Source organism: Methanoplanus endosymbiosus (assembly GCF_024662215.1).
GTDB classification, from domain to species: Archaea; Halobacteriota; Methanomicrobia; order Methanomicrobiales; family Methanomicrobiaceae; genus Methanoplanus; species Methanoplanus endosymbiosus.
Genome location: NZ_CP096115.1, coordinates 2,868,609 through 2,882,991, shown reverse-complemented (window position 1 = coordinate 2,882,991; position 14,383 = coordinate 2,868,609). Strand labels below are relative to the sequence as shown.

7 protein-coding genes are annotated in these 14,383 nt (G+C 42.6%); 3 read left to right on the top strand and 4 right to left on the bottom strand.

The features are described 5' to 3' along the window. Together L6E24_RS13480 and L6E24_RS13475 are read right to left on the bottom strand one after the other, a co-directional pair. Positions 1 to 5,874, bottom strand: coding sequence for a CARDB domain-containing protein (locus tag L6E24_RS13480; protein ID WP_257742469.1), 5,874 nt, complete (start codon positions 5,872 to 5,874; stop codon positions 1 to 3). 370 nt (positions 5,875 to 6,244) lie between these two features. After that, positions 6,245 to 7,045 carry a hypothetical protein gene (locus L6E24_RS13475; RefSeq protein WP_257742468.1) on the bottom strand — a complete coding sequence of 267 codons (801 nt, stop codon included), beginning with the start codon at positions 7,043 to 7,045 and terminating at the stop codon, positions 6,245 to 6,247. A gap of 140 nt (positions 7,046 to 7,185) precedes the next feature. Between L6E24_RS13475 and L6E24_RS13470 the strand changes: the two genes are divergently transcribed. Further along, on the top strand, positions 7,186 to 8,169 hold the full coding sequence (locus L6E24_RS13470) for an NAD-dependent epimerase/dehydratase family protein (RefSeq protein WP_257742467.1): 984 nt from the start codon (positions 7,186 to 7,188) through the stop codon (positions 8,167 to 8,169). Between the two features lie 27 nt (positions 8,170 to 8,196). Here L6E24_RS13470 and L6E24_RS13465 read toward each other — a convergent pair whose 3' ends face one another. Beyond that, entirely contained in the window at positions 8,197 to 9,111 is a 915-nt protein-coding gene (locus L6E24_RS13465; protein ID WP_257742466.1) for an SWIM zinc finger family protein, read from the bottom strand. Continuing rightward, on the bottom strand, positions 9,108 to 12,149 hold the full coding sequence (locus tag L6E24_RS13460) for a DEAD/DEAH box helicase (RefSeq protein WP_257742465.1): 3,042 nt from the start codon (positions 12,147 to 12,149) through the stop codon (positions 9,108 to 9,110). The genes L6E24_RS13465 and L6E24_RS13460 overlap by 4 nt, the downstream gene beginning before the upstream one ends. Positions 12,150 to 12,639: 490 nt before the next feature. On the opposite strand from L6E24_RS13460, the gene L6E24_RS13455 reads away from it, so the two are divergent. Then, complete coding sequence (locus L6E24_RS13455) at positions 12,640 to 13,236, top strand: DapH/DapD/GlmU-related protein (RefSeq protein WP_257742464.1); 597 nt, start codon at positions 12,640 to 12,642, stop codon at positions 13,234 to 13,236. Further along, a complete protein-coding gene (locus L6E24_RS13450; RefSeq protein ID WP_257742463.1) occupies positions 13,233 to 14,321 on the top strand; it encodes a DegT/DnrJ/EryC1/StrS family aminotransferase in 1,089 nt (362 codons plus the stop codon). The genes L6E24_RS13455 and L6E24_RS13450 overlap by 4 nt, the downstream gene beginning before the upstream one ends. Positions 14,322 to 14,383 lie beyond the last annotated feature (62 nt).

Below are 14,383 nucleotides of genomic sequence, written 5' to 3'. Positions count from 1 at the left end.
TTATTCCTGCTTTAATAAATAATCCTCATTCCGCAGATCAACCATGTATTGAGCAATATTTTGAGCATCAGAAATACTTATTCCACCACTGTTATCAACATCACCATAGAATTTATCATCCTCCGGCAAAATTTTGATAACATCAACCATATATTGAGCTATTCTCTGAGCATCAGAAATACTGACCCCACCACTATTATCTACATCTCCAAGTTTTCTTCCATTGAAGGTAAACAATATCTGATCTATCTTAGATGTATCCACACCATCAAGGCTATACATTCCTCCGATTTCATTTCCACTATATGGTCCATTCCAGTCTGTGCCATTGTAAACCATTACATTGACGCTGTCATTCAGATTAACAGTTCCAATAGCACGTGTCAAAGTTGGCATTTCAACTGAAATTGTAGCTGTACCTCCACTGCTGGCAATAGTCGAGTTGAAGCTCTTCATTGCCGCTCTTCCGGCATTCCAGTGATTTACACTCGTATTGGACGTTGTATCATCAACCTCCGGAGGCATCATCTGCATCTCATCTACTGCTCCTTCTGCCTGCGCAATAAACGGAACTGTAGTATCACTTGCAAAGTGAGCTGTATATGTCACTGATTCAGATGGTTTCACATTAATAGTAGTGTTCACCCATGTTGAGCCATTATTAATTCCAACTGAATATAACCCCTCAACCATTTCTTTGTCAATCGAAGTTCCGCTTCCACTTGCCACATCATCTATGTAGTAATTTGCAGGAACAGGAATGTTGTCACTATCTACCGCTGCAAGAGTAATGTTACCATATCCTTTCACATAGGTATTTCCGGAACCAAGAGCCATCCAGGTATCGTTGTACATCGGATAAGCACGTGATTCTACAGAGACATTACCTGATGTTCCAAACTTAAGAGGCACATAGTAAGACTTTGATTTTCCTGCAAGGACACTCGGTACTGCCTCGTCATCAGAACCTGGATAGATATACAGTTTCTTCGTGGTTTCGTTGAACATGTGGGTTATGTTTACTCTGCTGCTACCATTCACATAATACGCTGCATCCTGACCCATCGCACTTCCGGTGAAGTTGACATCATTGTTAATTGAAATCTCAATTATCATTGTTGTCTGATTGACAGAACCAACCCTATCATTTTCAATAGTAAATTTAACGTCCCTTGAATCTCCCTCTACAAGAGTGTAACCCTCATTCTGAGCGCTCACATTAAGAGCAAAGTCTGTTGCAATTGGGTCTATGAACTCCTCCGGAATTCCGGTATCATATGTAACACTCTCAGGAACCTGCTCGAAACTGTCAATGGAAACACTCAGTTTCGCCTGATTGTCAGGATCTGAATCAACCTTATTGGATATTATAATTCTTCCTGTACCATCTGAATCACCGTCACTAAATGCATACAGAGTATCTATTTCTGATGAAGTAAGTAGATGAGTTATACTGTATTGACTATTATCAAACTTAAGATCCTCTCCTTTCCATACTGAATCTTCGTCAGGATTGAAAAGTTCAACATCAACTGTAAAGTCAATCGCAGCATCAGGAACAACCTGAGTCAGGGTGTTTACAACCGCAGCACTGGAGCGTGTACTTCCCCAGCCACCACAGTACGACCTTCCGGCACGGTTTCCGACAAGATGTCTTACTCCTCCGGCTATATATTCACCGTTTACGTCCTCGCCTGCTTCGTATAGAGCAAGTATGGCATTTGCTGTTGGTTCATATGAATACCATCCCCAGCTACGGCCCCAATAGGAATCTCCATTAGAATCTCGCTGTCTCTGATCTTTTATAATAGTCACAATCTCATCAACAGTACTGTTTATGTCAGTTGAATTACCAATGCCAAGGTCACGGATTGACGTAAGACCCATAATTATACATGAAAGCGGCTTAGTATCTTCATCTGAAGTATATGTGTAATTAAGCATCCATATCTGAGCTTTGTCAAGTGAACTCCTGACTTTGATCTTCATACCGTCATCGAGATACTTATACTCTTTTGCCAGATTTTCAGAGATGTCACCAGTCCACTCAAGCTTATCACATATATATCCATAACCTGTCCAGTAACCCTCACTATTCTGTTTCTCTATAAGCCAGTTTGCACTCTGATTAAGATCAATCTGATCCATGTTATCCTTAACATTCCAGAAATCAGGATCATCGTCTTCCAGCAATTCCGTAATGACATAATTCGGATAGAGTGTATAGAACATAGACGGTGTTGACCAACGTCCATTACCCCAGGCCCATCCACCGGAACCATCTCCGATATCACCGATCTGCTGTGCATTATATCCATCCGGAGGATTCATCATGTCAAGAGCCCTCCGCATTGTAATCTGAACAGTTTCGTTTATATCATCCGTTAAAGCTCCTTTGGAATCATAGTACTGTTTCACACGAAGGGCAATAAATGCAGGACTCATGACCTGCTCAGGACATCCATGCGGATAACCGATTATTGAATCCAGTCCCTGCAGTGTCCTTCCTTCAGCACCGGCACCAAGATAGATAGTGACATCCTGATTATCTGATCTCTCCCTCTTAAATATCTCAAAATCAAGATACTGATCAGTCGTTGTATCTGTTACAACAGTCGTATTCAGAACTTTGATATCAAGATTCGGCTCTCTCACTTCTATACTTCCGTTTACGAACGTTTCCTTACCCCTTGCTTCAAGAGAGATAGTGTAATTGAAATTACCAAGTTCCTTTGGTGTAATATAATACCACTGGATATAGTTCCAGCCACCATTATATCCATATTTCTGGATATTCTGAGGATAGTATCTATGCAGCTCAAATACCGAATTATCACTCAGGTCAACCGGAGTACCGTCAGAGTAGAATATACTTAGCGTACCATTAACTACTGCTGCCTGATTAGCAGTGAAATATGTACCAACTCTGAACATTTCATTTATAAGAACAGATTGATTGTACTTGTAATACCAGTCCCAGTTTTTCCTGTTCTGATCTGTAATCTCAAGATTATAACCATCAATAAACACGTCACGGGATGCCTCATTCGCATCTGTTTTATCATCACCGGAAATTGTAGCATTTAATGCATATGTACCCTGTGCTGCCGGCTTCCAGGTATCAATCCTGAATGTCCGGGTTGCATGACTGTCAAGACTTATTCCTGACATCTCCCAGATCTTGTCATCGTTTGCCGTCAGGTTTGCATCCAGTGTAACCGGGTTTGACCTCTGGTTCTTAACTGTAACAGATACAGTCTGATTCTGTCCCAGAGGACCTCTTGGAGAGCTAAACAGTGATACTGACGCATCCGTCTCATTCACCTGCTTAAAGAAACCCTCATATATCTCAAGTTCTACATACTTGCTTCCGGTTGTCATCACATATGATGATTTCATAGAGCCAAGAACAGAAATTCCTCCGGCATCTGACCTTGCAATCATCGGAATTGTCGCAACCGGAGTATCATCAACAATATTCACTCCGCTTCCTGTGATGATGAACCTGCCATATTGTGATATAACTGTCACACCGGACATTGGTATTGCCGGTGATGAATTAATACAAACTGGTGAATCATACGTCAGTATTACTTCAAATGATGTAATTGGAACACCATCTGTCAGATTGGTAAACGAAACAGAGACATCCCTTGAAGACTCAGTATCACCATCTGTAATCTGAGGCAGTACAACAGTTACCGGAGAGTATGAACCATATGTATCCGATTTCACATTATTTTCATAATCTGTTTCAGCTTCTTCTCTGTCAGAATTGACCTCCACACGATAACTGGTTTTAGCACGACCAATATCAATATTGTTTTTGACAGTAGTCCAGTTTTCACCCGGTTCAAGACGTGGAATATCAATGATACTTGAAACACCGTTAAATGTGAAATTCAGTTTTGTCGGAATTGCATAGACATTACCAGTGTTGTTCACTCCATATGTCAGCTTATAGGTACCGGGCAACACAGATACTTCATCAATGATTGTTGTATTACTGTCACTGATTCCTTTTACAAACTCCATCTCTGCAATAGGGACAAGATCAGGACGGGTTATGTAGGCAACAGTTTTATTGTAATTATTATCCTCATTAACCTCTCCTATATCATTATTGATATCTACTCCAAGACCAATAGTATAATCGCTAAGCGAAAGAGTGGCATTAGATTTAATCGTCAGCTGGATATAATCTTTTCCGACTACCTTTTTAGCTTCTGTTTTTCCAAGATAATTTGGATCAGTAATTGCATCTGCATATATAGTAACGTTCTTACCCGGATCTATATCCATAGTAATATCCAGTACCTCTGTTCTGTCTTTAAGTGTCGCATTAATCTGAAAATCAGTTGTAACAGGACTATTTCCAATGTTCTCAATGACCATAGTCTGGACAACTCTTACAGAATCATTTGCAAACTTCTTAATATACTTTGGAGGATCAATTAAATGACCTACAAGATCCGGTTTTTCAGACGGTTTGAGCGTAATAACACCATTTTCAACAGAACTGAAATAACCACTTATTGTTACATTATCTCTTGGTTCAAACCAGCTATCTCCATATGTTATATTAAACGGAGTTTCTCCTGAGCTTGCTGTTGATTTTAGCCTATAATCCAAAAGCGAAGTCCAGGAACTGGTATCCAGACCAGAGAGATTACCAACATCTGCATAATATCTTCCTGCACTTAAAGAATAATAATCAATTGTAACTCCTGCATCCGATGCAGTAGCGTTCAGGACAACGGACTCTGCACTTAACACGGAAGAATTCCATTCCGTAGTTACGTAGCAACCGGAATTACTACCGAAATCTCTAATCTGAAGCGGGAATACTTTTACAGAGCCAACCTCCAGATTTCCGGAAGGTGCTTTTGCATCACCACCAAGTGATTTACCACCACCTGCTGTTGTTATCTGTCCAGGCACATAAACATCAAATTCTTTGTAACCCCCTGCATCTTCATAATATGTTCCATAATGATAACTAATATTAGCAGCCCCTGCCATTTCAGTAGGTGTAAACTCTATATTTACAATGTCCTCCGAAACAGCATCTCCTAAACCACCTGGAATTCTCACACTGAATCTAGCCCAGTTTTCATAGAAATCATGCTGTTCAATCTCTAAAAATTCCTCAGGAATATTATTTAATTCATTTCCATTCAGTTCTTCAAAAGAATATACTCCATTTCCAGCACGAGCATCTTCAATAATAATACCAGACTGAGCCGGGATGAAATCTGTAATTGAAACATACCTGCCATCATAAACCAAAGATACATAAATATAATTTGCACCTGTGATATTAGCAACCGAGAGTGGGAAAGAGCCAGTTAAACCAGAACCCAGAGTTCCTGAAGGCGCAATAATAGTTCTTTTGTCCCTGATATCAACCCGACCATCAGTAACCTGATCAAAGCTTACAGGATCAAATTCCTTACTATATTCAATTGATGAATTATCAAACTTAACTTCAGTAGTCTCTCCACTGTCACCTATTGCAGTGAAATAAATGTCAACTACAGAGGTATGGATATAATCTTCAACCGTAATGCCATCACCATTAGTAACAGCAACATTTACAAACCCGGATTCATTGTTAATGTTTGCATACACTTCTGAACCCGGAATGGCACTATTGGCCGAAACATTGTCAACTCTAAACAGTGCTTTGTCAAACGTCAGGTTGAAATTCAGACCTTCGGCTTCATTCAGCCCGGAAACATAGACAGAGACAACCTCTGTACTTCCAGACGGAATAACAGCACTATTAACACCTATTTCTGAATAGGCGCTTACTCCTGCCACAAGCATGAATAAACATACCAGCAGCAATAGCGATACCGTAATTTTTTTCATAAACTTTTCACCTCATTTTTAAAACATAACACTCATTTTCTTCTAACCAGTCAAATCCTCCGGTTATGCCCACCGGGACTTAATTAACCGTTTAAGGAAACCTAATTCAGACATAACACAGCATACCGCATTATGCTTAAGCCGCCAGACCTCCACTTGGATTTACAGCGTTTGCCGGGCAGATCTGCGCAGCAAAAGTAAACTCCCCAACCCAGGAATTTACAGCTTTTCTGTAAATTAGTTATACGTGAATAATTCATATTAATGTTATAAATAATTAATTCTTTCAGATAAAAAACAGCATAGATAATAATATTAAAATGCCCGGAGATCCGGAGAACAACAATTCAAAAAAAGGGTAGTATTTTAATTATTTCCTTTTGGAAATTACCACAGCAACAAAAACAACTGACAGAAGAGCTGCAATAACGCCAAAACCAGGCGTTGAGGCAGGCCCTGTGGATTCCGCTTCAGTACCTGCATTATCAGTTTCGGTTACATCCGGAGTAACAGCCTCTTCTGCCGGCTCATCAGAAGTTACATCGGGCGCAGCAACTGTAGGCTCTTCAGAAACAGCCACAGTAGATTCGGGCGCTGAAGTTTTTACAGCTGTAGGAGCATCTGTAGCTGCCGTTGTCGCAGCAGCAGTATAACTGATATACCCACCTGAAGAGGACGAAGAGGAAGAAGTCGGCGCAGCTGTTGCCGTTGCAGCAGGTTCCGGTGAACCATCTATCACAGAATCAAAGTCATGCGGCAGGAAATCGACACTGTCAGACCATTCCGGATCAGTGATAATAACTGCGGTGTCAGCCGGATCAATGACACTGAATTTGACATTTACAAGCTCAGAAGCTTCCTCAGCATTTATAGCACTCGTTGTTATAATCACAAATTTTGTTTTTCCGGCAGAATTATCAATATTTTTGGTGAGACTGGCCCCGGCAAATCCACCGCCTATAGATGCACTCTCAACAGCAAGATTATCTGCATTGTATTCAAGCAGAAACGAGACTCCGGACACACCCGAAACGCCCGAAACTGTCACTAATAATGCGCCATCCTCATCCGGACCTTCAGCCGGAACCGAGATCACACTTCCGGCACAGGCCACCCCTGCAAGCATAAGTGCAAGAATGCAGAAGACAGACATCTTAAATTTAAATTTCATCTTATTCTCCATTAAATTATAAGATATAGAGACACACAAATATAAACGTTTATTAATTGAACTGATCATCCGTAATCAATCTGACAGACATAAACCCCTTTTCACACGCTTTTTTTATCAAAAGAACCAATAACTCACCAATGAAGTATGTCATAACCGGCGGAGCGGGTTTCATCGGCTCAAACATTGCAGAAGCCCTCTCCTCAGACAAAAGCATTGAAATCATCATCATCGATGACCTTTCATCCGGAAAGGTGGAGAATATTGAGATCTTTGACGATAAGAAAAATATCTCATTCATTAATGGCACTATCACCAATTCCGATCTGGTGGAAGAGACAGTAAAAGGAGCTGACGGCATATTTCACCAGGCAGCCATTGCATCGGTGCAGAGATCGGTTGAAGAACCGGATATGACAAACGAGGTCAATCTCACAGGCACACTCAATGTCTTAAATGCCGCCCGGAAAAATGATGTCAGAAAAGTGGTGATGGCATCCTCAGCAGCAGTGTACGGAGACAACCCGAATATGCCGCTTGGTGAAGATGAAAAGCCAAAACCGATGACACCATATGCAGTCCAGAAACTTACCGGCGAATATTATGCAGAAGTCTTCTCTGCATTATACAACATTTCAGCAGTTGCCCTCAGATACTTCAATGTCTATGGACCAAGGCAGGACCCAAAATCCCCATACTCAGGGGTAATCTCAATATTTTCAGATAAAATCTCAGCCGGAGAGCCAATCACAATATACGGCGATGGCCACCAGACGAGAGACTTCATCTATGTCGGCGATGTGGTGCAGGCAAATCTCTCAGCAATGGGGCTTAAATCGCAGGATGGCCGATTCAGAAAGGGTAAAGGTGCATCAGGCGGCGTGTATAATGTCGCAACCGGAAGAGAGACCGATCTGCTGCAGCTGGCCTCAGCCCTGATGGTAATAAACCGCAGAGAGGTTTATATTGACTTTAACGAGAGGCGGCCCGGCGATATAAACAAGTCACTTGCCAGTGTAAAAAAAGCAGCAGCCCCTTACGGAGAAGGCGGATTTGGATTCTCTGCAAAAACAGAGATAAAAGAAGGCCTGTTAAAGCTCAAAGAATATAATGAGAGATATTAGAGGATGAATCAGATGAAATCCGGATTTTCAGTCTTCATCAAAAAGCGGCAGCCCGCTGAGCAGCTCATCATAGTATTCAGATGAACGAAGGAGAAGAGCAGCGCGCTTCATTGCCTTACCCCTCAGCTTATCAACATCCCCAAAGATCTGTCCGGTGCCGTCATAAGGCGATGAATCCTCCATCAGTGCCTTATAGACACTCTCAGATACTGAAGTTAAGACACCTGGTTCATCTCCGGGATCAAAATATCCCGCTTTTTTAAGATTATCACCCATATGCCAGAATGTACCTTCACTGCACGGCAGATTTTCAGTAAATTCAGACTCTTCATCAGCAATCTCCCCCCTGTACTGAAGATCTCTCACCTCACCGATAACCCTCTCCTTATCCATCCCGGCAAGAGTGAAGAGAATCATTGGATCCTCATCCAGCTGTTCTGACAGTATGAATAAGACAGCAAGGGTATGTTTGCATATATCAGAACCCACCGGACATGAACACCATGTACTGAGTGAAAACCGGCTGTCAGGTACAAGAGTAAACCCGGTATTCTTCTTAATATCACGGTTAAAATTCTCAGTCAGATCTCCGGATAGCATCCTTAAAAATAAAGTATAATTTTCATTTAGATACTCCACAAGGGCCTTTTCATGACCGGAATTTTCATCCGCATAATCAAAGTCAACAGTAACTTTGTATGGTGTTCTGTCACTCCCCTGCACATACCCGGTAATTTTGCCTTCATCAATCTTAACTGAGATTACCTGACCCTTTCGGGCATAATTTTTACCCCTCGATATATAACTGTCATAAGAATGAGGCAGAAAACCTTTCTGAATCCCCTGTGACCACCAGGAAGTACCAATGTCGCCCCTTTTGCTCTTTGCAATAAGCCCGCCCTTAACACCATACGGCTTTGAGGGGGTGTAGTACCAGCTCATAACAATTCATCCTCCTCAACTCTGAGAGTTATTATATCCCTTATCTCATCATTGGAGAGATCAGTAAGCCACTTATCCCCGGAAGTCAGGACCTTATCCGCAAGATCCTTCTTTCTCTCAATCATTGCATCAATCTTCTCTTCTAAAGTTCCGGACGAGATCATCATACGCACCTGAACATTTTTATCCTGACCTATACGGTATGCGCGGTCTGTTGCCTGTGATTCAACCGCCGGATTCCACCAGCGGTCTATGTGGAAGACATGAGAGGCAGCGGTGAGGTTTAAACCTGTTCCTCCGGCCTTCAGGGACAGAATAAATATTGCCGGACCAACAACATCCTGGAAACGGTTAATCATAATTTCCCTCTGGCCCCGGCTTACACCACCATGAATAAGATATACCGGCACCTTCGTCTCAGCTATAAGATAGTCCTTTAAGAGAGTTGCAAATGTTGCATACTGCGTGAAGATGAGAGCCTTCTCATCATTCTCAGTCACCTCCTCAAGCATCTCGACAAGCCTGTCAAGTTTTCCGGACTGACCTTCCTTTAACTTTCCCTCTTTAAGAAAGAGCGCAGGGTGATTGCAGATCTGCTTGAGGCGCGTAAGCGCGCGCAGAACACGCCCTTTTCTCTCTATGCCGGAAGAGTCTTCAATTTCACCAAGCATCTCTGCAACGGATGCGGCGTACAGTGCCGCCTGCTCTTCGGATAGCGGGCAGAATACCTTCATCTCCATCTTGTCAGGGAGGTCCTGAATAATAGTTTTATCAGACTTAAGCCTTCTTAGCATGAAAGGACGTATCAGCCGTCTCAGTACTTCACCGGAATTTTCATTGAGCTTAGAGTCACCATAAATAGCTTTGAAATCCGTATAACTGCCCAAAAATCCGGGGTTTAAAAAGTCCATTATAGACCACAGCTCCTGGAGACGGTTTTCAACCGGAGTTCCGGTAAGGGCAACCTTCTTTCTGCCGTTAAGTTTCCGGACAGTTCTGGACTGTTTTGTCCTGTGATTTTTAATATTCTGGGCTTCATCAAGAACGATTAAATCCCACTCTATAGCTTCAAAGGCTTCAGCATCACGGGGTATCAGCTGATATGTGGTAAGGATTATTCTGTGCTCCTGTATGACACTAACAAAATCCTCACCCTTACACCTTCTAATACCATGATGTATGTACACATCAGCTCCGGGCAGGAAACGGTTTATCTCCCTCTTCCAGTTGCCAAGAACTGACATAGGCGCAATTATTAATGTCCTTTTTGTCCCGTCCGGATCTGATGCCAGATATGCTATAAGCTGTATTGTTTTACCAAGACCCATATCATCAGCAAGGCATGTCCCGAATCCAAATCCAAGCATGTAAGAGAGCCAGCAAAGTCCCCTCTCCTGATACGGGCGAAGTGTGCCGGTGAATGTATCCGGCGGGATGACCTGTGGCATTGTACCCGGTTCGCGTATAGCAGCGAGCATCTCACCTGCACGGCCACTTGCATACACCTCAGTGTCATCCTCTGCATCCAGGCGCAGCATCTCTGCGGTGCTGATTTTGCCATCCGGAAATCTCTTTTTTAAACGCTCGATCTGTAATTTGATCTCATCTGCGTTCAGCCTTACCCAGTTGCCCCGGTATTTTATCACCGGAATTTTCTGCATGACGAGATCTTCAAACTCTGCCGCGTCCAGTTTTGTACTGCCAACGGCCACCTCCCAGTTGAAGTCTGCTATTGATGACGCTGAGAAGTCGTTCTCATCGTCAGTCTCAACTGAAACCTTCAGCCCGGCCTTTTTGGCAGGCTTCTTCCACCATGACGGGGTTTCAATGATAAAACCATTCTCTTCAAGTTCACCTGAGTAATTCAGGAGCAGATCAAAGGCATCGTCTGCCGGAAGAATGACCGGCTCTCTGTACATATCATCCGCACTCTCCTTTAAGAGCGGATATATCTCAGAACCTTTGTTAATAGATTTTAAATATCCGGCCTTTGAGTATTCTGATATGGCAGGGTCGCTCCAGAAGTCATATGTGGAATATATCTGTGAAGAATCACTTTCAGACTGAAAACCAAATGTGAGCAGCCAGTCTGAATAGATGTTATCCGGATTATTGCTCACCCTGATAAGCGGTATGAATACATCCTCCAGAGACTTCATGAGTTCATTCTCATACTCAATCGCTTCTGATTCAGCCAGTTCAAGATGTGGCTTCATGACGCGCGCAAAATTGCCGATCTTATATTCTTCGGATGTGAACTGATCCCTCTCACCTTTCAGATATTCGATAAACTGCCTGTCCACAGAGGTTTTATGGCTGACTCTCTTCTCCTTTCTGTTGATGCCGGATTTTGGCCCGAATGACTGACCAACCACTGCTTTTATCACAGAACTGATGAATGATTCAAAGATTTCTTTGGGTTCTTCACCATTTAAAAAGGCAACCTTTGGAACTGAATTTTCAAGCAGGGTGTAGTAATTCTTCATCGCATAGCCGAATTTAACCGGCATCCACCCGGTACTCAGGGTATTTGGGTAGTCGTAATGAACTTTTGGTACTATAAGCCCTACGGATGAGATGAATAAGATGTACAAGAGGCATAATCTCCAGTATTTTAGTGAATCACCGGCAGAGACTTCTGAATCCTGATTCACAGATTTCAGGAGGAAGAAGAGATCTTTTGATTTTACAGATAACGTGGGAACTATGAATTCATATGTTTTGTAGTCTTCCGGAATCTCTTCTGAGGATGAAGAGGGTGTGCCAGAGTTATCTCCGGGAAGCATTACTGATGAACTTCCGGTTGTGACAGATGCTATGGTATTTGGGAATAACTTTTCAAGGGAGATTATCAGGGTTGCAATGCCCGCAGCGAATGGATGAGGGACATTTTTCTTTCGCATTCTCTTTGGTTTATATTCTCTCTTTGTGAAGTCCTCGCCCCAGATTATGAGGGAATCCTCCTCCCTGTCCCAGAATGCGTGCAGGATTATTTCTGGTCTGATTTCTGTTATGATAATATCTTCTGTTGTATCCATGAGGGTTCTCCGGAAGTCTGATAATATGTATGAAAGGCCCGCCTATTACTGAATATCAGGTTCTGCGCTCTTCAGGATAATGACTTTTTTACGCGCGTGAAGAATATATGGGAAATTTTCCATTATTTTACTCTGAAGAGAGATTCTGCGATTATGACCTGAAATGTTAGAGATCTAAAGCAGGGCCGGAATTTATTGATATATTATTTATCACAGATACGTAAAACAGGTTCTGTTAATGATCTGTTTATTGCCGGAATTGATCCGGGATTTCGACCTGCCCGCACAGAAATTTCATCTCTGAAGAGGCACGTCACGGATTTTTCCTGTACCGTCCCCTGATATCGGAGACAAAAGATATTCCGGTCGCAGAAACTTTTATCTGGGAGGAAGGATTAAGACAGCTACCGGGTTTTAAGATCAGGCATGAAAAATCTAATACTTATGTAAGACATTAATAATTGCATAGCCTTTAGGATATGGAGATTTAATGGATAAACCTGACACATACGGCATAAACAAACTTGGAGACGGAGGGAATATTTTTAAGAATGTTACCCTTGGCTTTCCCTCAAGGGAAAATATCGGCAAAGAGAATTTTACCGGAGTTACCATCGGGGACAACTTCACATTACGACCTGGGACCGTTATTTACAGTGATGTTGTAATCGATGACAATTTTTCATCCGGACATTCAGTGATGATTCGGGAGAAGACAACAATCGGGAACAATGTATCTGTCGGCAGTTCGGTTATCATTGAAGGCAACTGTACAATCGGGAATAATGTCTCACTTCAGAGCCTTGTGTACATACCTACAAATGTGGTAATTGAGGATGATGTCTTCATCGGCCCGAATGCAGTACTTACTAATGACCCGTATCCTCCACGCGGAGGCATCAAAGGTCCGGTGATAAAAAAAGGTGCCTCAATCGGTGCCAATGCAACGATTCTGCCCGGAGTTGTAGTCGGTGAGGGTGCACTTGTCGCCGCCGGAGCGGTTGTGACAAAGGATGTGCCGGCAGGAATGCTGGCTGTCGGTGCACCGGCACGGTTTAAGGAGATGCCTGAGGGGGCCAGGAGATGATTCCGGTCGCAAAACCCTTCATCGGGGAGGAGGAGATCGAAGCATTTGCCGGGGTAATAAGATCAGGCATGATAGCCTGCGGGTCTGTAGTATCTGAATTTGAGAAGGAATTTTCAGAATTTATAGGTACAAAAGAGGCAGTTGGCATCAATTCCGGAACTGCGGCACTTCATGCGGCACTTCTTGCACTCGGAATCTCCAAAGGCGATGAGGTGATTGTACCTTCTTTTACCTTTTTTGCAACTGCTTCGGCAGTCAGTCTCTGCGGTGCAAAACCCGTCTGTGTGGATGTAGATAAGCAGACATTTAATATATGTCCGGATGAGATTATGGAGAATTTATCTTACCGGACAAAAGCTGTCATCGGAGTTCATCTCTTCGGGCAGGCTTTTGATCTGAAGCCTGTTATGGAGATCTGCAAAGATAATAATCTTCTCTTAATTGAGGACTGTGCACAGGCTCACGGTGCAGAATATAAAGGCAGAAAAGTCGGCTCTTTCGGTGATGCCGGATGCTTCTCATTTTATCCAACCAAAAATATGACCACCGGAGAAGGGGGTATGATAACCTGCAATGATTCTCTGTTATCTGATAAGATAAGAAGAATCATCAATCACGGACAGAGTGAGAAGTACTTACATACTGAAATAGGGTATAATATGAGAATGTCCAATATTGATGCAGCAATCGGCAGGGTGCAGTTTTCAAAGCTTTCAGTTATGAATAGACTCCGGCAGAGAAATGCTGAAATATTTAATTCAGAGATTGTTCATGATGGAATTACAAAACCCCGGAATAACCCTGACTGCCTGCATGTGTATCACCAGTATGCAGTTTTGGTTGAAGAAAAATTCCCGATGAAAAGAGATGAATTTATGAAATATCTGGAAGAAAAAGAGATAGGTTCAGCAGTTCATTATCCTGTTCCGGTTCACAGACAGCCGGTTTATGTCAATATGCCAAATCCTAAATGTCCTGTGGCTGAGGATTTAAGCCAGAGGATTCTGAGTCTTCCTGTGCATCCGGGTGTGAGTGAGGAAGAATGCAGGTATATCTGTAAGGTTATCAACGAAATTTCCGGATGAAATGCCGGATTATTATAGTATAACACTGAACTGAAGCAAAATATTATACAAAAAGCCGGTTT